Below are 18,998 nucleotides of genomic sequence, written 5' to 3' on the forward strand. Positions count from 1 at the left end.
TACACTCGTGTTACGTTTCACGCTCAACAGGGAGAGGACCGCATGTATAGCGAAAGCGATATCGACGGCGCGGTGGCGGCGGGGGTGATGCCTGCCGCCACCGCGACCGCGTTCCGCAATCACGTCGCCGGGGGGCGCAACACGCCGGCGGTGGATGAGGAGCATTTCCGGCTGCTGACCGGGTTCAACGATATCTTCGTCGCCATCGCGATCGGGCTGCTGCTCGTCGCGCTGATGCAGATCGGGACGACGATCGCAAACCCGATCGGCGGCGTGCTGGTGGCCGCGGCTTCGTGGGGACTGGCCGAATATTTCACCACGCGCCGGCGCATGGCGCTGCCGAGCATCCTGTTGCTGTTGGGCTTCGTAGGCGGCGTCGTTGCCGCACTCGGCGCGACGATCGAAATGATCGCGCCGCATATCTCCGATCGCGCCGGCGCGATCGCCGCGTCTGGCGTGGCACTGGCTGCGGCCGGTGCGGCGTGGGTCCATTGGCGCCGCTTCATGGTGCCGATCACGATCGCGGCGCTCGCCGTGGCGGTGGTTGCGGTCGTCGTCGCGCTCGCGATCGCGGCAGTGCCCGGGGTGAAGGAGGCGATCTGGCCGGTACTGCTCGTCTGCGGGGTCGCGGTGTTCGCGCTCGCCATGCGCTGGGATCTGTCGGACCGGGAGCGGACGACCCGCCGCGCCGACGTCGCCTTCTGGCTCCATCTGGCTGCCGCACCGATGATCGCGCACCCGATCTTCCAGATGCTCGGCGTATTCGGCAACGAGATCGGTCTTGGCGTCGCGCTGATCGTGCTCGCGCTCTACCTCGTCTTCGCCTTCGTCGCGCTCGCGATCGATCGGCGCGCGCTTCTCGTCTCGGGGCTCGCCTATGTGCTCTACGCGATGTTCTCGGTCCTGCGATCGGCAGGGACTGTGGAGCTCTCCGCAGCGTTCACGGGCCTGATCATCGGCTCCGCGCTGCTGACGCTCTCCGCCTTCTGGCATCCGATGCGCCGCATGGTCGTCGGGACGCTCGGCGACATGGGCAAGCGACTGCCCCCGGTCCAGACGCTGGCGATGGCCTGAGCGACCGACCCCTCCCGGTTCGCCGGGAGGGGCTATTCCTCGACGAGCTTCAGCAGCCGGCGCTCGACCGGCGCCAGCACGGGGCCAAGCTCGCTGCCGCGCTTCAGCACGGAGCCATGCTCGCCGACCAGCGCCCACATGCCCTGCCGGTTGCGGAGTGCCGGACGCTTCTCGATCCGCACCTCGGGCCTCTCGGCGCTGCGCCGGAATGCCGCGAAGACCGCCGCGTCACGGTTGAATTCGATGGCATAGTCCCGCCAGTGCCCGGCTGCGACCATCCGGCCGTACAGGTCGAGGATGCGGGTAAGCTCCAGGCGTTCGAACCCGATCTGGCTGGCCTTGCCGATTGCGGCAGGAAACGGCGTAACGACCCCCATCAGGCGCGGGTCGCCTCACGATCAGGCGCTTCCTGTTCCGCCACCAGCGCATCGAGCCGCTTGCGCAGCGCCTCGATCTCGCAGCGCAGAAGCTCGACCTTCTGTGTCGCCGGATCGAACGTCTCGCAGCACGGCGTGCCATAAGGAACGAAGCGCGGCTCGGGCGCCTGCCCGCCCTCGATCATGGTCGCGCGCGCCGGGATGCCGACCATCACCGCGCCCTCCGCGACATCCTTCGTCACCACCGCATTCGCACCGATCCGCGACCGCGTGCCGACCGTGATCGGCCCCAGCACCTGCGCGCCGGACCCGATGATCGCACCGTCCAGAATCGTCGGATGCCGTTTGCCCGCGACACCGTTGTCGGGGCTCGTCCCGCCGAGCGTGACGCACTGGTAGATGGTGACGTCGTTGCCGATCTCGGCGGTTTCGCCGATCACCACGAAGCCGTGGTCGATGAAGAAGTTGCGTCCGATCTTCGCGCCGGGGTGGATATCGATCGCGGTCGTCGCGCGCGAAAAATGGTTGATGGCGCGCGCCAGGAAATACAGCCGCCGCTTGTAGAGCGCGTGCGCGACGCGGTGCCAGCCGAGTGCCCACACACCGGGATAGGTCAGGATTTCGGCACGGCTATGCGGCGCCGGATCGCGGGCACGAATCGAATCGAGATAGGCAAATAATCGCGGCATCGGCCACGCCCCTTTTCCAACGCGGTGAAAATAGGTCGGCGAACCCGGCTTTGCCAGAGCCGGCGCGCATATTTGCCATCGGCAATAAAGTCTATCTATCTTGTAGGCATTGTCTTGCTGCGGCATCCCACACCGGTTTGCAGGAGGTTTGATGCTCGATTGGAGCCTGGTCGATCTGGAGATGATCCTGCCGTTCATCGCGGTCGGCTTCGCAGCGCAGGTCGTGGACGGCGCGCTGGGCATGGCGTTCGGCGTCATATCGAACACGCTGCTGCTGAGCCTGGGGGTGCCACCCGCCGCAGCGTCCGCAGGGGTCCACACGGTCGAAACCTTCACGACCGCGGTATCTGGGATCAGTCACGCGCTTCACCGCAATGTCCGGTGGAAGATGTTCTTTCGCCTGATGATTCCGGGCGTCATCGGCGGCGCGCTTGGCGCCTATGTCCTGTCGAACATCGATGCCGGCATCGCGAAGCCGTTCATCCTCGGCTACCTCGCCCTCATCGGGCTATACCTGCTGTGGCGCGCGATCCGCTACCCGCCGCACCCGCGCGAGCCGAAGATCGTCGAGCCGCTGGGCTTTGTCGGCGGGTTTCTGGATGCCGCGGGCGGCGGCGGATGGGGGCCGGTCGTGACCTCCAACCTGCTCGTCCAGGGCGCCTCGCCGCGCGAGACGATCGGCACCGTCAACACCGCCGAGTTCTTCCTGACGCTCACCATATCGGCGACGTTCATCAGCCAGCTTGGCCTCGCGGCCTTCACGCTCGCCACCGTCGGCCTGCTGATCGGCGGCGTGTGCGCCGCCCCGTTCGGCGCGATGCTGGCAAAGCGCGTGCCGGCGCGGGCTTTGCTGGTGATGGTCGGCACGATCCTGACCATCACCAGCCTTTACGGCGTCTATATCGCGACTCGCTGAGCCCGTCAGTTGAGCGCGGAATGGACCGTCGCGACCGCCGTCATGACCGCGCCGATGCGGACCGACGTCTGGATGATGTCGGCGGAGACGCCAGCGCCCTTCAGCACGGCCTCGTGCGCGTCGATGCAGCGGCCGCAGCCGTTCATCGCGCTCACCGCCAGGCTGAACAGCTCGAAATCGACCTTCTCGATTCCCGGCTGGCCGATGACGTTCATCCGCAGCTTCGCCGGCATCCTGGCGTATTCCTCGTTCCCGGCGAGGTGGGTGAACCGGTAATAGACGTTGTTCATCGCCATCACCGCAGCCGCGGCCCGCGCGGCATTTGCGGCCTCCGCCGACAGCTTCGGCGCGCATTCTGCCTCGGCGGCATCGACCAGCGGCTTGTGGCCGGTCGCATGCGCGCAGGCCAGGAACAGCCCGAACTTGCGCTGATCGGATAGTTGCGGCTCGTTCAGCAGCGATCCGACGTTCAGCCGCACGTCCTTGGCGAAATCGGGAAGCGTTCCCGCGAAATCCTTGAGCGACATGGGAAAGTCTCCTGTGAGCAACGAAAAGGGGCGCAGGATTTCCTCCCGCGCCCCAACTCTATGCGGGTCGGTTACGCCGCGATCTTCAGCACGTCGTCGCCCTTGTTCCAGTTGCACGGGCAAAGCTCGTCCGTCTGGAGCGCGTCGAGCACGCGCAGCGTCTCGGCCGGGTTGCGGCCGACGTTCAGCCCGTTGACCTGCACTGCCTGGATCACATTGTCCGGATCGATGATGAACGTCGCGCGGAACGCGACATGCTCGGCCTTGTCGAGGATGCCGAGCGCGTCGGCGAGCTTCGCCCCGTTATCGGCAAGCCACGGGAAGTCCGCCGCGGCGAGGTCCGGGTCCGACTTGCGCCAGGCGAGGTGAACGTGCGCGGTGTCGGTCGACGCACCGATCAGCACCGCATCGCGATCCTCGAAATCGCCTTTGATGTCGCTGTAGCCGACGATCTCGGTCGGGCAGACGAAGGTGAAGTCCTTCGGCCAGTAGAACAGCACCTTCCACTTGCCCGGATAGGCGGTGGTCAGATCGAGCGTCTCGCCCGCGGGAAGTGCGTCGGTGCCCTGCTGGACGGGAATTGTGATGGCGGGAAACTGATCGCCGATGGTGAGCATGGTGGCCTCCGTATGGAATGGGTCACCTCAGTCACACCCTCTCGCGCCGGCTCTTCGCCGTGTCGTTGACGGGGGGCGATATAGACGGTGGATTAATCGATCCAATAGCCTATTTCATAAATATCGATCGATTGAGGCAATCAATGGCCGCGACCTACCTGCCCACGCTCAAGCAGCTCCAATATCTCGTCGCGCTGCGCGACCACGGCCATTTCGGCCGCGCGGCGGAGGCGTGCTTCGTGACCCAATCGACGCTGTCCGCTGGACTTCGCGAACTGGAGACGCTGATCGGGGTGACGCTGGTCGAGCGCACGCGGCGCGTCGTCCGCTTCACGCCGCTGGGCGAGCGGATCGCGGACAAGGCGCGCAAGGTCCTGCGCGAGGCGGACGAGCTGGGCGACATGGCGCGCGCCGCCGGCCGTCCGCTCTCGGGCGAAATGCGAATGAGCGTCATCCCGACAATCGCGCCGTTCCTGCTGCCGAGCATCCTGCCGCGCCTTCGCCGAGACTATCCCGACCTGAAACTGTTCCTGCGCGAGGAGCCGAGCGGCGCGGCATGCGAGGCGCTCCACAACGGGCGCGCCGACTGCGTGCTGCTCGCGCTTCCCTATGCGTGCGGCGAAGTGACCGCCGCGCCGCTGTTCGACGACCGGCTGTTCCTGGCCTTTCCCGAAGGCGAGATCGACGCCGCGCCGACGATCACCGCGCAGGATATCGACGAGACGCGGCTACTGCTGCTCGAAGACGGGCATTGCCTGAAGGATCACGCGCTTTCCGCCTGCAACCGACCGGAACTGCGCGCCGAGGCGACGATGATGGGCACCTCGCTCCACACGATCGTCCAGATGGTCGATAACGGGCTGGGCGTGACGATGCTGCCCGAAATGGCGGTGAAGGCAGGCATTCTCGATCACACCCGCGTCACCGCTCGCCCGTTGGAGGCCGATCATCCCTCGCGCACGATCGCGCTCGTCTGGCGCCGAGGCTCGCCGCGCGAGCGCGACTTTCGGCTGCTGGCGGACGTGCTCGGCGCGGCGGGCACGTAGCGCCCCGCGCAACCATTTCGCCCCCGGTCCGTATCTCCGCCGTGCGACGCACGACCAACCAGTCCGGGAGAGACTCATGACCAGATCGAAGCTGCCCTTCGTCGCGCTCGTCGCGGCATTCGCGCTCGCAGGCTGCGAGACGATGGGCACCACCAATACCGCCGCCCCCGCCGATACGACCGCCGCGGCCCCTGCTCCGGCGGAACCGGCGGCCCCTGCTAATCCCACCGTCGGCGGCGCCGCGATGCTGTCGACCCGCACGATCGTCGACAACGCCTCGGCGGCGCCCAATCTCACCACGCTCGTCGCCGCGGTGAAAGCCGCCGGCCTGGTCCCGACGCTGTCCGGCCCCGGCCCCTTCACCGTCTTCGCGCCGACCAACGACGCCTTTGGCCGCCTCGCCCCCGGCACGGTCGAGAATCTGTTGAAGCCCGAGAACAAGGCCTCGCTCGTCAAGGTCCTGACCTATCACGTCGTCCCCGGCACGCTGACCGGCGCGGACCTGCAGGCGAAGATGCAGGCCGGCGGCGGCAAGGCAACGCTGACCACCGTCGAAGGCGCGCCGCTGACGATCATGATGGAAGGCCAGGCGATCGTGCTGACCGACGTCAACGGCAACAAGAGCTATGTCGAGACCCCCGACGTGCGCCAGTCGAACGGCGTCGTGCATGTGGTGAACGGCGTGATGGTGCCGAAGCTGGGGTAAGGCGTCCCTTATCCTCCCCTGCAAGGGGAGGGGGACCATGCGCAGCATGGTGGAGGGGTATCGCCCTATCGAGAGCGCGACACCCCTCCGTCAGTCGCTGACGCGACTGCCACCTCCCCTTCCAGGGGAGGATTGATAGGGGTCCACCGCGCGGCGGCGGCATCGTCGCTGTCGCGCGGTTCAACCCAGTTCGATGCCATTCCCCGCGTTTCGCGTTTCCAGAAGGGCGCGTCGGTCTTCAGTCGATCGATGAGGTAGGTGCACGCCTCCAGCGCGGCGCCGCGGTGGGCTGCGCTCGCGCCGACGAAGACGATCCGCTCGCCCGGCGCCATCGGGCCGACGCGGTGGACGATCGTCGCGGCGCAGAGCGACCACCGCGAAGTAGCCACGTTCGCCAGCCGCACCAGCGCAGCCTCGGTCGCTCCGGGATAATGCTCCAGGTCCAGCACCGAAACGCCGTCGTCGGCGCGGACGAGGCCGGTGAAGGTCGCAACCGCGCCCGCCGACCCTTCGATCATCGCCATTTCGGTGGCGACGTCGATCTGCACTTCAGAAACGATGACCCGGATCATCCGCCAGTCACCGGCGGAAAGATCGCGATTTCGCGCGCGCCGCGCACCGAAGCATCCAATCCGACAAAGGCCTGATCGACCGCGGCGCGCAGGCGGTCCCGATCCGCAAAGGCGCGGGCATGGCCCTCGCTCGTCGTCGCCAGCCAGTCGATGAGCGCACCGACCGTTACCGCCTCGGGCGGCGGATCGATGATCTCCTCGGGCATGCCGACGGCCTCACGCACCCAGGCAAAATACAGGATACGCATGCCGATCAGTCCATGTGCTTCAGGCCGACGCGCAGATAGTCCCAGCCGGTCACCAGGGTGAGCGCAGCCGCGCCCCAGAGCGCGGCAAGCCCGACGTCCTTGATCCACCACTGTACCGGCAGCGCCCCGGCGAGGATCAGCGCACCTAGCGCGACCAGCTGCAACGTCGTCTTCCACTTGGCGAGACGGCTCACCGGCACCGAAACCTGGATGCCGCCCAGAAACTCTCGCAGCCCCGACACCGCGATCTCGCGCAGCAGGATGACGAGCGCCGCGATCAGGTGAATCCCCATGATGTCGTGCGTGCCGACCAGCATCAGAATGACCGCCGCGACCATGATCTTGTCCGCGATCGGATCGAGGAAAATGCCCAACCGCGACACCGCGCCCTGTGCGCGCGCCAGATAGCCATCGAAGTAATCGGTGATGCCCATCAGGCAGTAGAGCGCAAACGCCAGCGCATAGCCCGCCGCCCACGCCGGCCACCACAGACACGCGACGAGCAGCGGCAGCGCGACGATCCGCGAGAGGGTGAGGATGTTCGGCAGCGTCAGCATCGAACCTAGCTGTAGCCCCGCGCGGGCAGACCGCAAGGCGCGCATTTGCGTTTGGCCGCGCCTTCATGCTGCGCTATGCCCGCCGCAATCCTGCCACAACCGGGCGTCCAGCGTTCATGATCAATGCCCTCGGGCTCCTCAAGCGGCGCCGTTTCCTGCCGCTGTTCACCACGCAGTTTCTGGGTGCCTTCAACGACAACCTGTTCAAGACCGCGATGGTGCTGTTCGCCACCTACGAGATCTTCGCCGATGAAAAGGCGGAGAGCTTTTTCAATGCGCTCGCGGCCGCGCTCTTCATCCTGCCCTTTTTCCTGCTGTCGGCGCTCGCCGGGCAGATCGCAGACACTACCGACAAGGCGAAGATCATCCGGCTGGTAAAGGTGTGGGAGATCGTCATCATGCTCGTCGGCGGCGCAGGGCTGTTGCTCGCGCGGACGGGGGCGGTGACGGCGCCGCTGGTGCTGATGCTGACCGCGGTGACGATGCTGGGGGTTCACTCGACCTTTTTCGGCCCGATCAAATACGCGATCCTGCCGCAGCATCTGGACGAGGACGACGTGCTGGGCGGCACCGGGCTGGTCGAGGCGGGGACGTATCTCTCGATCCTGCTGGGCACCATCCTGGCAGGCTTCATCTACCGCTCCACGCTCATCGTGGTCGGCACGACCCTCGTCGTCGCGCTGCTGGGCCTGCTGACCGCGCGCGCCGTCCCGCCCGCGCCGCGCCTCGGGCCGCCGCTCGTGCTCGACTGGAACCCGTTCCGCGCCTCGTGGCGGCTCATCAACGCCACGATGCACATCCCGCGGCTGTTCCTCGCCATCGTGGCGATCAGCTTCTTCTGGACGATCGGTTCCGTCCTCATCATCGTCTTCCCGCCGCTGGTGAAGAACGTCCTCACCTCCGATGCCGGCGTCGCGAGCCTGGTTCTCGCGATCTTCTCGATCGGTGTGGCGATCGGATCCGTGGTCATCAACCTGCTGTTGAAAGGCGCGATTTCCGCGCGCTACGCCCCGGCCTCGGTCATCGCGATGGGTGCGGCGGTTCTCGCCTTTCACTTCGTGGTGAACCTGTGGACGCCGGCACCTGTGGGCCAGCTCTACACCGTGTGGACCTTCCTCGCGCACCCGCACGCCGCGCTCGTGCTCGTCACGCTGCTGTTCGTTGCGATCTTCGGCGGCATGTTCGTCGTGCCGCTCTACGCCTTCCTGACCACGACCGTCGCAAAGGACGAGACGGCACGCACGGTCGCGGCCAACAACGTCGTCAATGCGGGCGCGATGACGCTCGGCTCGGTCGCGGTCGCCGGCGCGAGCGCTGCGGGCGTGACCACCGGGCAGCTGTTGCTGATCGTCGTCGGCATGTGCCTCGTTTCCGCGTTGCTCGCGCAGAAGCTCCACCGCGCCTGCGACTGAGCCGGGCGCGTCAGGCGTGCCCACTCTCGCTGGCGAGGAGGCGCGGGTCGATTCCCGCGGTCGCGAAACCCCGCTCCCACCGATCGGCGACATCGGTCGCGTAGATCATCCCGGCATCGTCGGCGACGTTCATCCAGCCGTGGCGGGTCATCTCGCCGTCGAGCTGCCCCTCGCCCCAGCCGGCATAGCCGAGCGCCACGAGCCAGTGCGTCGGCCCCTTGCCTTGCGCGATCGCGCGCAGCACGTCGATCGTGCCCGACAGCGCCCAGCGCCCGGCGACGTCGATCGTGTCCTGCCCCGCCCAGTCGTCGGTGTGCAGCACGAAGCCGCGCGTGGGCTCGACGGGACCGCCGAAATGAATTGGTACGTCGGGGGCGTTGCCAGGCTCGATCTCGAGCTGGGAGAGAACATCGTGGAGGGTCAGCCCGTCGATCTCCGCGCCGATGCCGACGCCGATCGCACCATTCTCGTCATGTGCGCACACCGCGATCACCGCGCGCTCGAACCGTGGGTCGCCGATCCCCGGCATCGCAAGCAGAAACTGACCGGTAAGATATTGGGAGTCCATGATCGCCCGAAGATAGTGCGCGCATTCGCTGCACGCCACGCTTGAAATCCGGCGCCTCCTCCCCGAGTTGGGCAGCGACGCCAACACCAGCGCATCAGGAGACTTGCACCATGACGATCAAGGTCGGCGACCGCCTGCCCCAGGCCACCCTCGTGAAGGCGACCCCCGACGGTCCCGATGCGACCGATACCGAAAGCTTCTTCAAGGGCCGCCGCGTCGCGCTCTTCGCGGTGCCGGGTGCGTTTACGCCCACCTGCTCGGCCAAGCACCTGCCCGGATTTGTCGACAAGGAAGGCGAGCTTAAGGCCAAGGGCGTCGATGCCATCGCCTGCACCGCGGTCAACGATCCCTTCGTGCTCGGCGCGTGGAGCAAGTCGGCGGGTGCCGGCGACATCACGATGCTGGCGGATGGCAATGGCGATTTCGCCGAGGCGATCGGGCTCACCATGGACGGCAGCAAGTTCGGCATGGGCAAGCGCAGCCAGCGTTATTCGATGGTCGTCAACGACGGCGTCGTCGAGCAGCTGAACGTCGAGGGTCCGGGCGAGTTCAAGGTCAGCTCGGCGGAGCACATGCTCGAGCAGATGTAGCTAAATCCTCCCCTGCAAGGGGAGGTGGCAGCGCGCAGCGCTGACGGAGGGGTATCACCCGATCGAGAGGGCGATACCCCTCCACCATGCTGCGCATGGTCCCCCTCCCCTTCCAGGGGAGGATCACCTGTCCCCCGGTCTTGCCAGCGTCACACCGCGCGCGTAACGCTCGTGGATGACAACTGCACAGACGATCGTCGCCGAGCTCGACCGGCTCTATTCCGCCTCCGTCTCGCGCCTTCAGGCAGCGCTGACCGCGTATCTGGCGGACGGGACCACCCCCGATCCCAAGGCGCGCAAGGACGGCAGCTTCGCCTATCCGGAAATCCGCCTGCGCTACGCCGGCGCCGATCCCCGCCCTGCCCCGCTACGGTCGTTCGGCCGCCTGACTGCACCCGGCGAGTATCGGATCAGCGTCACCAAGCCGACGCAATTCGCCGATTACCTCGCCGAACAGCTCACGCTGCTGGTCGAGGATTATGACGTGACGGTCGAAGCAGTGCCCGGCTCGACCGAAATTCCCTTCCCCTACGTTCTCGATCCCGGCCACGCGCTGAGCCTCGACGCAGTCTCCGCCGCCGAACTCGCACGCTGGTTCCCCGCGACCGAGCTCGCCTATATCGGCGACGAGATCGCAGACGGGCTGTGGGCATCGATCGACGGCACCCGCCCGCTCGCGCTGTTCGATGCGCTGCGCACCGATTTCAGCCTCGCGCGGCTGCGCCACTATACCGGCACCCCGCCCGAGCACGTCCAGCGCTACGTGCTGTTCACCAACTATCACCGCTATGTCGACGAGTTCGTCCGCTGGGGCGCGCAGCAGGTCGGCGGCGACAGCCGCTACACCGCGCTCTCCGGCCCCGGCGGCGTGTTGTTTCAGGCGGGCGACGACCCCGCGATCCTGGACGACAGCGCGTGGCGGCGGCTGCAGATGCCCGCCTACCACCTGATGGCGGACGACCGCACCGGGATCACCCTCGTCAATATCGGTGTCGGGCCGTCGAACGCGAAGACGATCACCGATCATCTGGCGGTGCTGCGGCCCGAGGCGTGGATGATGATCGGGCATTGCGGCGGCCTGCGCCCGTCGCAGCGGATCGGCGATTATGTCCTCGCGCACGCTTATCTTCGCGACGACCATGTCCTCGACGACGTGCTGCCGCCCGAAATCCCGGTCCCGGCCATCGCCGAGGTGCAGCAGGCCCTCGCGCGTGCGGCGGAAACCGTGTCCGGCCAGTCGGGCGAGGAGCTGAAGCGCCGGCTGCGCACCGGCACGATCGTGACGACCGACGATCGCAACTGGGAGTTGCGCTACAGCCGCTCCGCGCTGCGCTTTTCCTTGAGCCGCGCGGTCGGGATCGACATGGAGTCAGCGACGATCGCCGCGCAGGGCTATCGCTTCCGCGTGCCGTACGGAACGCTGCTCTGCGTGTCGGACAAGCCGCTCCACGGTGAGCTGAAGCTGCCGGGCCAGGCCAATCGCTTCTACGAACGCGCGATCGCGGAGCACATGAAGATCGGCATCGAGACCTGCGAGGAGCTTCGGCGCGAGGGCGCGAAGCTGCACAGCCGCAAGCTGCGCGCGTTCAACGAGCCGCCCTTTCGCTGATCCGGAGCGGAATCGCCGCTCGAGCGTTACGCGAAGCGAACGATCAAACGGGGATTCATCATGGCCAACGACACCGACACGCCGACGCCGACTGAGGCCAAAAAGCCGGCAGCAACCCGCCGCCGCGCGCCGCGCAAGACCACCGCGACCGGAGCGGCAAAGAAGCCTGCGGCGCGCAAGCCTGCCACGAAGCGCACCGTAACCGCTGCTGCGCCAGCGGCCAGCGCGCCAGCGTCCGCATCCACGCGCAAGACCGTCGCCGCCAAGCCGCGCGCCGCTGCGCGACCCAAGCCAGTCGCTCCGCACCGCGCGCCGGTCAGCGCAAGCCAGCCCAAGGCTTCCACCAAAAAGACCGGTAAATGGGGAACCGCGACGATCGCGGGCGGGATTGCCGCGGTGGGTGCCGTCGCGACCGCAGCGCTCCTGTCGCTGCGCGGCTCGACGCCGAAGGACAAGCCGACGCCGAAGGGCAAGCACGCGCATCAGCCCGACGGCAAGGACTCATCGAAGTCCTTCGAGGCCGGCATCGCCGACGAGAACACGATCCCCGACAAGGATTGAGCGATCGACTTCGTTCGACGGAGCAACACGCGCCCAAACCGCTCCGTGCTCCCGCGAAGGCGGGAGCCGAGGGTTTCTAACAATAGACCGTTTCTCTGCTTGGCCCTGGATCCCCGCCTTCGCGGGGATACGGCAACAACAGGCGGTAGATTGCGATTCATACCCCTCCGAAGCGGGGCTAAGCCTATCTACTTCGCGACCAGCGCATAATCGATCCACACTGTAACCCGCGTCTCTTGCTGACCCGGCCGGATCGGCGCAGCCGCTGCTCTCGATCCGGTCACGACGATGTCGCTTCCGCCGTCCGATCGTGCCGCCCTCTCGCTTACGCGCAGCACCCGTAACGGCCGCATCCCCAATGCCGATGCGTAATCCTCCGCTTGCATGGATGCCGCTGCAACCGCCCTCTTCCGAGCAGCCTTCTTTAAGAGCGCATCGTCGGCGAAGCTGAAGTTCGGCCCCTCGACCTCGGTCGCACCTGCCTTGGCCAAGGCGTCGAGCACCGCTGGCGCACGGGAAATGTCGCGCACCGTCAAGGTCAGCCGATTGCTCGCCCTATAACCGATAAGCTCGTCAGTATCGTCGCCATCCTTATCCTTCTTGTAGCGGGCACGAACCGAAAGGTTGTTCGTCCGCTGATCCATGGCCGGAACCCCGACCGAACCGATCGCCGCGACCAGGCGCCCAGCCCGCAGCGCATTGGCATCCATCGCCTCCTTCGCGGTTCGCCCGTCGGTCGTTACAGCGGTCGAAAACTCGGCCTGATCCGGCACGTCCTTTACGACCCCCTCCGCCTCCACCTGCAGCAACGTCTCGTTCGGCTCCAGCAGCGTCGTTCCCTGCTGCGCGGCGAGCGGTGCGCTGGCGACGAGCGCCATCGCGGTGAGTGCGGTCTTTACCACCCCTGCGGCTTCCCCTTGTTCTGCTTGTCGAGCCAAGCCTTCAGCGGCGCGAAATACTCGACCATCGCCTTGCCCGACATTTGCGACGTGCCGGTGAACGCCTTCAGCGCCTCAGGCCAGGGCTTCGACTGGCCCATTTCCAGCATCGCGTTCAGCCGCGCGCCGACCGTCTTGTCGCCGAAGAACGAGCAGCGGTGGAGCAGCCCCTTCCACCCGGCCTGATCGCACGCCGCCTTGTAGAACTGGAACTGGAGAATGCGGGCGAGGAAATAGCGCGCATAGGGCGTCGAGGCCGGGATGTGGTATTTCGCGCCCGGATCGAACTTCGTCTCGTCACGCGCGACCGGGGGCACGACGCCCTGATATTGCAGCCGCAGATCGTCCCAGCCCTTCTGGTAGCTACCCGTCGGGATCGCCCCGGAGAACACGCCCCAGCGCCACTTGTCCATGAGCAGCCCGAACGGCAGGAACGCGACCTTGTCCATCGCCTGCCGCAGCAGCAGCCCGATATCCTTGTCCGCCCCCGGCACCTTCGCGGGATCGAGCAGGTTGATCTTCACCAGATAATCGGGCGTGATCGAGAGCGCGACGAAATCGCCGATCGCCTCGTGGAAACCGTCATTCGCGCCGTTCTGATAGAGGAACGGCTGCTTGTTATAGGCGCGCTGATAGTAATTGTGGCCGAGCTCGTGGTGGATCGTCACGAAATCGTCGGCATTGACCTTGGTGCACATCTTGATGCGCACATCGTCCTTGCTGTCGATATCCCAGGCGGACGCATGGCAGATCACCTCGCGGTCGCGCGGCTTCACGATCTGCGACCGCTCCCAGAAGGTCTGCGGTAGCGGCGCGAAGCCGAGCGACGAATAGAAGCCTTCGCCCGTCTTCACCATCTTGACCGGATCATAGCCCTTCGCCGTCAACAGCTCGCCGACGTCATAGCCAAGGTCGCCCGATCCCTTGGGCGCCACCACATCGTAGATGTTCCCCCATTCCTGCGCCCACATATTGCCGAGCAGATCGGCGCGGATCGGGCCGGTCTTCGCCTGCACCGCATCGCCGTATTTCTCGTTCAGCTTCCACCGCACATAGGTGTGGAGCGCGAGATACAGCGGCTTCACTTCGCCCCAGAGCTGGTCGGTCAGCTTGGCGAAGTCATCGGCTGGCATGTCGTAGCCCGATCGCCACATCGCGCCGGTATCGGCATAGCCCAGCTCCTTCGATCCCGCGTTCGCGATGCCGACCAGCTTCGCATAGTCGCCGCGCATCGGGGCGCCGACATTGTCGTGCCAGCTGACCCACATCTCCTTGAGTTCATCGGGGTTGCGATCGGTCCCCATCGCGGCCTCGATGTCCGATCCGTTGATCGGCTGCCCCTTCAGCATGCCCTTGCCCTTGCCATAGGACGAGGCGAGCTTCGTGGAGATGTCGTTCAATTCCTGCGCCGCGCCGGGCGTGGTCGGCGCCGGCAGCGTGATCGCGTTCTTCATCAGGTCGAGCTTGCGGCGGGTGTCGGTCGAGATGCCCGAAACCTTGTCGAACTTCGCCGCCTCCAGCGCGAACCGCACGGCCATCTCGGTGCCGATCGCCCCCGATTTCGCCGCCAGCGCATCGGTATCGTCGGTGATGAAGGTCGCGTTCACCCAGGCGGTGCGCTGGGCATCGACCGAATAGGCGTAGAACTCCTTCTGCGCGCGCTCGACAAAAGCGTCGGCATCGGCGGCGGTCAGCGCCTGAGCGGGCGCAGCGGCGGGCGCGGCCGGCGCGGCGGCCTGGGCGAGCGCGGGCGTCGCGCAGACGAGCGCGAGGGCGGATACGGCGGTGCGGAACATGAAGGAACTCCCCGGGGCAGGTTTCTGGTTATCGCCTGAACCTGTCCGCCCGCGCGTGCCCGGTCAAGCGGCGGCGAGAAAGTCCGCGATCGCCTGGCCAAGCTCCGGCTTCGTCACCGCGCTCATATGATTACCCGGCACCTCGCGGAAGATCGCGGCGGGCAGCGCATCCGCCAGCGCCGCCGCCGATCCGTTATCCTCGTCCTCCACGCCCGACACGACGAGCGTTGACTGGATGATCCCCGCCAGCGCCTCGACGGGGGTATCGACAAAGGTGTCGAGCACACCGAGCAGCGCGACCGGATCGCCGTTGGTCGTCTTCAGGAACGCCTCGGTCAGCCACTCGCTCGTCCCGCGCTCGAAGCTGCCGAGGTTGGTGAGGACGTGGCGGAAATAGCCCCCCCGCCCCGCCGTACTGACGATCCCGGTCAGCCCCATGCCGGATAGCACGACACGACGCGGCTCCGCACCATTCACGAGCATCCGGACGGTGGTGCGCGCGCCGAGCGAATAGCCGCCCAGGTCATAATCCGTCAGGCCGAGATGCTCGATGAGCGCCAACCCGTCGCGCATCAGCGCATCGGCGGCATAGGCCGCCTTGTCGTGCGGCTTGTCGCTCGCCCCGTGCCCGCGCAGATCGGGCATGATGACCCGAAAGCCTTGGGCGGCGATGGCAGCGGCATGCCCGTAGCGCACCCAATTGACCTCGGCATTGGAGAAATAGCCGTGGATCAGCACCACAGGGCGCCCCTCGCCCAACTCGCGCCACGCGATCCGCGTGCCGTCGAAGCTTTCGAAATATTCGGGGTCAGTCGGGAAGCTTGCCGACGGCATCCATCCACCTTTTCACGACGTTCGGGTTCTCCTCGGTCCGTATCCGCGGAAGGCCGTGCGTGTCGACCCACGCTTCATGGATGCTCTCGATCGCGTAATGGTGGACCGGGCGAAAGCGGTAGGGATGGTCGAAACTCCCCACCGTCAGATCCATATTCGCGCCATCGAGGAAGGCGAAGCCGAGCGGCGTCCCGCATTCGCGGCAGAACGGCCGGTGCGCGATCGGTGAGGATCGATACCAGTCCGGCTCGCTCTCCCAAGTCACCGCCGTTACGGGCACGCCCTTGAACGCGATCGAGACGCCGCCGGTCGCGCGCTGGCACATCCGGCAGTGGCACAGATAGGCCTCGTCATCCGCGATCTCGACCGCATAGCGCACTCGCCCGCACTGGCAGCCGCCGTGGACAGTCTCCGTCATCGCCGTCTCCCTTCCCGCGCTTGCCCGTCAGGCCGTGTCATGCCGCAACAGGCGCGCGACATAGGCGAATGCGGTGTCAGGGGATATGCCGCCTTCCTCGTGCAGCATCTCCTCCACCGCAAAGCCGATCTCGACCGACAGGCGTAACCGTTGCCACAGATCGGCGCGATCGACGTCAGGCAGGTGGCGGGCATAGGCGTCCGTCAGGCGGTCGGTCACGAAGCGGTGCGATTCCAGCCGGATATGGATGAGCCGCGGCGAGGCGTGCAGCGCGCGCAGAATCCATTCCGCGCCCGGCTCCTGCTTCGTGACCTCGGCGGTTTCGCGCAGCAGGTCCTCGATATGATCGCGCAGCGCGTCGGCGCCGTCATCGACATGGCGCGCGATCCAGCGTTCGAGCACGGCGTTCTGGCGGTCCATCAGCCGCCTGCCGAGTGCCTCGAGCACCGCATATTTGTCCTTGAAATAGCGGTAGAGCGCAGGCGGGCTCAGCCCGGCGCGCGCGCAGATCAGGTTGGTCGAAATCTGGTCGATGCCGACTTCCGCGAGCAGCTCGCCCGCGACCGCGAGCAGCCGGTCATAGGTCTGCTGCGCGCGTTCCTGCTTCGGACGCGAGCGGCGGGCGGCAAGGGCGGCGGTCATAGGGCAAGCGTCTGCACGCGGCGGCGGCGCGCGGCAACCGTCAACAACAGCATCGCGACGATGATGCTCGCCGCGCCGAACCACAGCACCGCGCCCGTTGCGCCGTCGCCGATCAGCAAGGCGGCGGTAAACGGGCCAAGGCTCGATCCCACCAGCTGCGCCCCCCCGATCAGCGCGGCGGCGCGTCGCGACGGATCGGCGGCGATGACCGCCGGCACCTGGAACGGCATCGCGAAGAGCCACAGGAACCCGAACACCGAAGTCGCGGCGAGAAAAGCCCCCGCGCTCGGCGGCGTGCCGATCACGAACAGCAGCAGCAGATTCACCGCGCCCACCGCGACCAGCGTCGGCAGCGCCGGAACATGGCCGGCCAGCATCGTCGCGGCGCCAGCCCCGACCACCTGCATCGCAAGCGACAGCGGCGCGATGACGGCGATCGTTCCTGCGGGAATGGCGCGTTCACGGGCGAGCGGCTCGACATAGACCCACACCGCAACCACGAAGGCGAGGTAGACCAGCACGCCCGCGAGTGCCATGAAGCCGCGCGCGGGGATCGGCGCCGCATTCGCCGCATCATCGCGCACCAGTGGCGCGTAGCGGCGCGGCAGCCACGGCACTGCGATCAGGCCAAGCACCGTCGCGATGCCGAGCGCCTGAAAGCCCCCGGCCGATCCGGCCGCCGGAATGACATACAACCCAAGCAGGGTCGCGACCGCGAACTGCGCCAGCGTCTGGATCGCGAGATAGACGCCCGACCATCGCGCCGGTTCTGCAGCGCGCACGATCAACCCGATCGCGAGCCAGATGAGCACGCCCTCCCCCAGCCCCACTACCGCGCGGATCGCCACCAGGGCAGCGCCGGAGATGCCGGGGGTGAGCGCGTCGAGCGCGGCGACGAGCAGGATCACTGCGGCTGCGGTGGCTCGCAATCGGGTGATCGGCAGGACGAAGCCCGCTCCGCCCGCGGCGATGCCCATCGCGAGCAGTTCGGCGGTCGCGACATGCCCGAGCAGGCTCTCGCTGACCCGCCCCTCCGCCGCCAGCGCGCCGAGCAATTGCGGTTGGAGGCCGGGGATCAGCACACCGACGACACCGACCGCGAGCACCGCGATGCGCTGCGCGACGGTGAAGCCGCCACTCATCGCGCCCGGCCCCGCGCCGACACCGGCCAGAGATCGATCAGCGTGTCGCCCCGGACGATATGATAGGTGTCATGCAGGTTCACGGTCGGGTCACAGTGCGGCACGGTCAGCGTCACCGCATCGCCGGGTCGCAGCCTCTCACCGATGCCGTCACCGATCAGCGCAGCGTGCTCGTCCCCCATGAAGGCGAAATGCGTATCGGCCGGCGCGCCGCGCATCACGCGAGCCGCGCCGCCGTCAGTGGATAGCGATTTGAACCCGGCATCGATCGTCACCAGCATCGCGTGGTTCGCACTCACCACCCGCGCATCGACGGCAAGCGCGGTTTCGAACGGCGGCGTGCCGTCACCCGTCAGGTCGCAATCGAGATACTGGCGGTCCATGAATATGTAGGAGCCGACCTGCAATTCGGTAAAGACGCCGAGGTCGAGATCGATCCGGTGCGTGCCGGTGCCCCCGCCGGTAATGATGTCCGGCGCGAAACCCGCCCCGGTCAACGCGTCGATCACCTCCCGAAGATAGTCGGTGCGCTCCGCGATCGCGGCGCGTCGTTCGGCATAGTCCTCGATATGCTGCTGCGCGCCGCAATAGAATTGCACGCCGCGCAGCGTCAGGTTCGGCAGGGCTGCTATGGTTTGTGCGAGCGCCACTGCCGCCTCGGGCGAGGCGACCCCGGTGCGGCGAATGCCGGGATCGATATCGATCACCACGTCGAGCGTCGCACCCGCTTCGGCGAGCGCGCGATCGATCGCTGTCGCCACCGCCAGATGATCGACGACCGCCATCAACCCCGAAGCGCGCGCCGCCAGCGCCGCCAGCCGCTCGATTGCGCCCGGCGCGGCGACCGGCGAGGTGATGAGCACGCCCGCGATCCCGCCATCGACCAGCACCTCGGCCTCGCCGATCTTGGCGCAGCATTGCCCCACCGCGCCGGCCGCGATCTGACGTCGTGCGATATCGACGCTCTTGTGCGTCTTGGCATGCGGCCGGAGCGCCACGCTGCGCGCCTTTGCGAGCGCGGCCATTGTCGCGATGTTGCGATCGAGTGCGTCGAGGTCGAGGACAAGCACCGGCGTATTGAGCGCGGCGCGGGAGCCCTGCTGGCCGATCAGGTGTCTATGAAGTTCCTCGTCAGTCATGAACTCGCAAGGTCCCCGTT

23 protein-coding genes are annotated in these 18,998 nt (G+C 66.9%); 8 read left to right on the forward strand and 15 right to left on the reverse strand.

What is annotated here, in order from left to right:
- Positions 1 to 42 precede the first annotated feature (42 nt).
- On the forward strand, positions 43 to 1,074 hold the full coding sequence (locus tag BOS5A_RS12140) for a hypothetical protein (RefSeq protein WP_151955353.1): 1,032 nt from the start codon (positions 43 to 45) through the stop codon (positions 1,072 to 1,074).
- 32 nt (positions 1,075 to 1,106) lie between these two features.
- Here the strand turns inward: BOS5A_RS12140 and BOS5A_RS12145 are convergent, their stop codons facing one another.
- Together BOS5A_RS12145 and epsC are read right to left on the reverse strand one after the other, a co-directional pair.
- The gene (locus BOS5A_RS12145) at positions 1,107 to 1,451 is read right to left on the reverse strand and encodes a DUF2794 domain-containing protein (RefSeq protein WP_151955354.1); all 345 of its coding nucleotides are present in this window, start codon (positions 1,449 to 1,451) and stop codon (positions 1,107 to 1,109) included.
- The gene (gene epsC / locus BOS5A_RS12150) at positions 1,451 to 2,140 is read right to left on the reverse strand and encodes a serine O-acetyltransferase EpsC (protein WP_151955355.1); all 690 of its coding nucleotides are present in this window, start codon (positions 2,138 to 2,140) and stop codon (positions 1,451 to 1,453) included. The genes BOS5A_RS12145 and epsC overlap by 1 nt, the downstream gene beginning before the upstream one ends.
- 151 nt (positions 2,141 to 2,291) lie before the next feature.
- On the opposite strand from epsC, the gene BOS5A_RS12155 reads away from it, so the two are divergent.
- Positions 2,292 to 3,056, forward strand: coding sequence for a sulfite exporter TauE/SafE family protein (locus BOS5A_RS12155; protein ID WP_151955356.1), 765 nt, complete (start codon positions 2,292 to 2,294; stop codon positions 3,054 to 3,056).
- Positions 3,057 to 3,061: 5 nt separating this feature from the next.
- Here the strand turns inward: BOS5A_RS12155 and BOS5A_RS12160 are convergent, their stop codons facing one another.
- Both BOS5A_RS12160 and BOS5A_RS12165 read right to left on the reverse strand, forming a co-directional pair.
- Positions 3,062 to 3,583, reverse strand: a complete 522-nt coding sequence (locus BOS5A_RS12160; protein WP_151955357.1) for a carboxymuconolactone decarboxylase family protein — start codon at positions 3,581 to 3,583, stop codon at positions 3,062 to 3,064.
- A gap of 71 nt (positions 3,584 to 3,654) precedes the next feature.
- Entirely contained in the window at positions 3,655 to 4,200 is a 546-nt protein-coding gene (locus BOS5A_RS12165; RefSeq protein WP_151955358.1) for a peroxiredoxin, read from the reverse strand.
- Positions 4,201 to 4,343: 143 nt separating this feature from the next.
- Here BOS5A_RS12165 and BOS5A_RS12170 point away from each other — a divergent pair, with 143 nt between their 5' ends.
- Together BOS5A_RS12170 and BOS5A_RS12175 are read left to right on the forward strand one after the other, a co-directional pair.
- Complete coding sequence (locus tag BOS5A_RS12170) at positions 4,344 to 5,246, forward strand: hydrogen peroxide-inducible genes activator (protein ID WP_151955359.1); 903 nt, start codon at positions 4,344 to 4,346, stop codon at positions 5,244 to 5,246.
- Between the two features lie 142 nt (positions 5,247 to 5,388).
- Positions 5,389 to 5,952: a fasciclin domain-containing protein gene (locus BOS5A_RS12175; protein ID WP_151955984.1), complete on the forward strand. Its 564-nt coding sequence runs from the start codon at positions 5,389 to 5,391 to the stop codon at positions 5,950 to 5,952.
- A gap of 65 nt (positions 5,953 to 6,017) precedes the next feature.
- Here the strand turns inward: BOS5A_RS12175 and BOS5A_RS12180 are convergent, their stop codons facing one another.
- Genes BOS5A_RS12180 through pgsA form a run of 3 tightly spaced genes read right to left on the reverse strand, consistent with a single transcriptional unit; the run spans position 6,018 to position 7,329 of the window.
- The gene (locus BOS5A_RS12180) at positions 6,018 to 6,524 is read right to left on the reverse strand and encodes a molybdenum cofactor biosynthesis protein MoaE (RefSeq protein WP_151955361.1); all 507 of its coding nucleotides are present in this window, start codon (positions 6,522 to 6,524) and stop codon (positions 6,018 to 6,020) included.
- Positions 6,521 to 6,778 carry a molybdopterin converting factor subunit 1 gene (moaD, locus tag BOS5A_RS12185; RefSeq protein ID WP_151955985.1) on the reverse strand — a complete coding sequence of 86 codons (258 nt, stop codon included), beginning with the start codon at positions 6,776 to 6,778 and terminating at the stop codon, positions 6,521 to 6,523. Before moaD ends, BOS5A_RS12180 begins: the two co-directional genes overlap by 4 nt.
- Positions 6,778 to 7,329 carry a CDP-diacylglycerol--glycerol-3-phosphate 3-phosphatidyltransferase gene (gene pgsA / locus BOS5A_RS12190; RefSeq protein WP_151955362.1) on the reverse strand — a complete coding sequence of 184 codons (552 nt, stop codon included), beginning with the start codon at positions 7,327 to 7,329 and terminating at the stop codon, positions 6,778 to 6,780. The genes moaD and pgsA overlap by 1 nt, the downstream gene beginning before the upstream one ends.
- A gap of 116 nt (positions 7,330 to 7,445) precedes the next feature.
- On the opposite strand from pgsA, the gene BOS5A_RS12195 reads away from it, so the two are divergent.
- Positions 7,446 to 8,741 (forward strand): MFS transporter, encoded by a 1,296-nt coding sequence (locus BOS5A_RS12195; protein WP_151955363.1) that lies wholly within the window; start codon positions 7,446 to 7,448, stop codon positions 8,739 to 8,741.
- Between the two features lie 10 nt (positions 8,742 to 8,751).
- Here the strand turns inward: BOS5A_RS12195 and BOS5A_RS12200 are convergent, their stop codons facing one another.
- The gene (locus BOS5A_RS12200; RefSeq protein ID WP_151955364.1) at positions 8,752 to 9,309 is read right to left on the reverse strand and encodes a YqgE/AlgH family protein; all 558 of its coding nucleotides are present in this window, start codon (positions 9,307 to 9,309) and stop codon (positions 8,752 to 8,754) included.
- Between the two features lie 110 nt (positions 9,310 to 9,419).
- Between BOS5A_RS12200 and BOS5A_RS12205 the strand changes: the two genes are divergently transcribed.
- The 3 genes from BOS5A_RS12205 (at position 9,420) to BOS5A_RS12215 (ending at position 12,069) form a co-directional block, all read left to right on the forward strand.
- Positions 9,420 to 9,899 (forward strand): peroxiredoxin, encoded by a 480-nt coding sequence (locus BOS5A_RS12205; protein WP_151955365.1) that lies wholly within the window; start codon positions 9,420 to 9,422, stop codon positions 9,897 to 9,899.
- Positions 9,900 to 10,074: 175 nt separating this feature from the next.
- Positions 10,075 to 11,508 (forward strand): AMP nucleosidase, encoded by a 1,434-nt coding sequence (locus BOS5A_RS12210; protein WP_151955366.1) that lies wholly within the window; start codon positions 10,075 to 10,077, stop codon positions 11,506 to 11,508.
- A 60-nt stretch (positions 11,509 to 11,568) separates the two neighbouring features.
- Entirely contained in the window at positions 11,569 to 12,069 is a 501-nt protein-coding gene (locus tag BOS5A_RS12215) for a hypothetical protein (RefSeq protein ID WP_151955367.1), read from the forward strand.
- Between the two features lie 188 nt (positions 12,070 to 12,257).
- Here the strand turns inward: BOS5A_RS12215 and BOS5A_RS12220 are convergent, their stop codons facing one another.
- From BOS5A_RS12220 to BOS5A_RS12250, 7 genes are all read right to left on the reverse strand, one after another.
- Positions 12,258 to 12,971 (reverse strand): SIMPL domain-containing protein, encoded by a 714-nt coding sequence (locus BOS5A_RS12220; RefSeq protein WP_151955368.1) that lies wholly within the window; start codon positions 12,969 to 12,971, stop codon positions 12,258 to 12,260.
- Positions 12,965 to 14,803, reverse strand: a complete 1,839-nt coding sequence (locus BOS5A_RS12225) for a M2 family metallopeptidase (RefSeq protein ID WP_151955369.1) — start codon at positions 14,801 to 14,803, stop codon at positions 12,965 to 12,967. Before BOS5A_RS12225 ends, BOS5A_RS12220 begins: the two co-directional genes overlap by 7 nt.
- Positions 14,804 to 14,866: 63 nt before the next feature.
- Entirely contained in the window at positions 14,867 to 15,637 is a 771-nt protein-coding gene (locus tag BOS5A_RS12230) for an alpha/beta fold hydrolase (RefSeq protein ID WP_151955370.1), read from the reverse strand.
- A complete protein-coding gene (locus BOS5A_RS12235; RefSeq protein ID WP_151955371.1) occupies positions 15,612 to 16,055 on the reverse strand; it encodes a GFA family protein in 444 nt (147 codons plus the stop codon). The genes BOS5A_RS12230 and BOS5A_RS12235 overlap by 26 nt, the downstream gene beginning before the upstream one ends.
- Before the next feature lie 27 nt (positions 16,056 to 16,082).
- Positions 16,083 to 16,697 carry a TetR/AcrR family transcriptional regulator gene (locus BOS5A_RS12240; RefSeq protein ID WP_151955372.1) on the reverse strand — a complete coding sequence of 205 codons (615 nt, stop codon included), beginning with the start codon at positions 16,695 to 16,697 and terminating at the stop codon, positions 16,083 to 16,085.
- Positions 16,694 to 17,839: an MFS transporter gene (locus BOS5A_RS12245; protein ID WP_151955373.1), complete on the reverse strand. Its 1,146-nt coding sequence runs from the start codon at positions 17,837 to 17,839 to the stop codon at positions 16,694 to 16,696. The genes BOS5A_RS12240 and BOS5A_RS12245 overlap by 4 nt, the downstream gene beginning before the upstream one ends.
- Positions 17,836 to 18,978: a DSD1 family PLP-dependent enzyme gene (locus tag BOS5A_RS12250; RefSeq protein WP_151955374.1), complete on the reverse strand. Its 1,143-nt coding sequence runs from the start codon at positions 18,976 to 18,978 to the stop codon at positions 17,836 to 17,838. The genes BOS5A_RS12245 and BOS5A_RS12250 overlap by 4 nt, the downstream gene beginning before the upstream one ends.
- Between the last annotated feature and the right edge of the window lie 20 nt (positions 18,979 to 18,998).

The organism is Sphingomonas sp. EC-HK361, assembly GCF_902498785.1.
Classification (GTDB): Bacteria; Pseudomonadota; Alphaproteobacteria; order Sphingomonadales; family Sphingomonadaceae; genus Sphingomonas.

Excerpts from the sequence above, each read along its gene's own strand:
- BOS5A_RS12140 (WP_151955353.1), top strand. The coding sequence starts at position 43 with ATGTATAGCGAAAGCGATATCGACGGCGCGGTGGCGGCGGGGGTGATG.
- BOS5A_RS12145 (WP_151955354.1), bottom strand. The coding sequence starts at position 1,451 with ATGGGGGTCGTTACGCCGTTTCCTGCCGCAATCGGCAAGGCCAGCCAG.
- epsC (WP_151955355.1), bottom strand. The coding sequence starts at position 2,140 with ATGCCGCGATTATTTGCCTATCTCGATTCGATTCGTGCCCGCGATCCG.
- BOS5A_RS12155 (WP_151955356.1), top strand. The coding sequence starts at position 2,292 with ATGCTCGATTGGAGCCTGGTCGATCTGGAGATGATCCTGCCGTTCATC.
- BOS5A_RS12160 (WP_151955357.1), bottom strand. The coding sequence starts at position 3,583 with ATGTCGCTCAAGGATTTCGCGGGAACGCTTCCCGATTTCGCCAAGGAC.
- BOS5A_RS12165 (WP_151955358.1), bottom strand. The coding sequence starts at position 4,200 with ATGCTCACCATCGGCGATCAGTTTCCCGCCATCACAATTCCCGTCCAG.
- BOS5A_RS12170 (WP_151955359.1), top strand. The coding sequence starts at position 4,344 with ATGGCCGCGACCTACCTGCCCACGCTCAAGCAGCTCCAATATCTCGTC.
- BOS5A_RS12175 (WP_151955984.1), top strand. The coding sequence starts at position 5,389 with ATGGGCACCACCAATACCGCCGCCCCCGCCGATACGACCGCCGCGGCC.
- BOS5A_RS12180 (WP_151955361.1), bottom strand. The coding sequence starts at position 6,524 with ATGATCCGGGTCATCGTTTCTGAAGTGCAGATCGACGTCGCCACCGAA.
- pgsA (WP_151955362.1), bottom strand. The coding sequence starts at position 7,329 with ATGCTGACGCTGCCGAACATCCTCACCCTCTCGCGGATCGTCGCGCTG.
- BOS5A_RS12195 (WP_151955363.1), top strand. The coding sequence starts at position 7,446 with ATGATCAATGCCCTCGGGCTCCTCAAGCGGCGCCGTTTCCTGCCGCTG.
- BOS5A_RS12200 (WP_151955364.1), bottom strand. The coding sequence starts at position 9,309 with ATGGACTCCCAATATCTTACCGGTCAGTTTCTGCTTGCGATGCCGGGG.
- BOS5A_RS12205 (WP_151955365.1), top strand. The coding sequence starts at position 9,420 with ATGACGATCAAGGTCGGCGACCGCCTGCCCCAGGCCACCCTCGTGAAG.
- BOS5A_RS12210 (WP_151955366.1), top strand. The coding sequence starts at position 10,075 with ATGACAACTGCACAGACGATCGTCGCCGAGCTCGACCGGCTCTATTCC.
- BOS5A_RS12215 (WP_151955367.1), top strand. The coding sequence starts at position 11,569 with ATGGCCAACGACACCGACACGCCGACGCCGACTGAGGCCAAAAAGCCG.
- BOS5A_RS12225 (WP_151955369.1), bottom strand. The coding sequence starts at position 14,803 with ATGTTCCGCACCGCCGTATCCGCCCTCGCGCTCGTCTGCGCGACGCCC.
- BOS5A_RS12230 (WP_151955370.1), bottom strand. The coding sequence starts at position 15,637 with ATGCCGTCGGCAAGCTTCCCGACTGACCCCGAATATTTCGAAAGCTTC.
- BOS5A_RS12235 (WP_151955371.1), bottom strand. The coding sequence starts at position 16,055 with ATGACGGAGACTGTCCACGGCGGCTGCCAGTGCGGGCGAGTGCGCTAT.
- BOS5A_RS12240 (WP_151955372.1), bottom strand. The coding sequence starts at position 16,697 with ATGACCGCCGCCCTTGCCGCCCGCCGCTCGCGTCCGAAGCAGGAACGC.
- BOS5A_RS12245 (WP_151955373.1), bottom strand. The coding sequence starts at position 17,839 with ATGAGTGGCGGCTTCACCGTCGCGCAGCGCATCGCGGTGCTCGCGGTC.
- BOS5A_RS12250 (WP_151955374.1), bottom strand. The coding sequence starts at position 18,978 with ATGACTGACGAGGAACTTCATAGACACCTGATCGGCCAGCAGGGCTCC.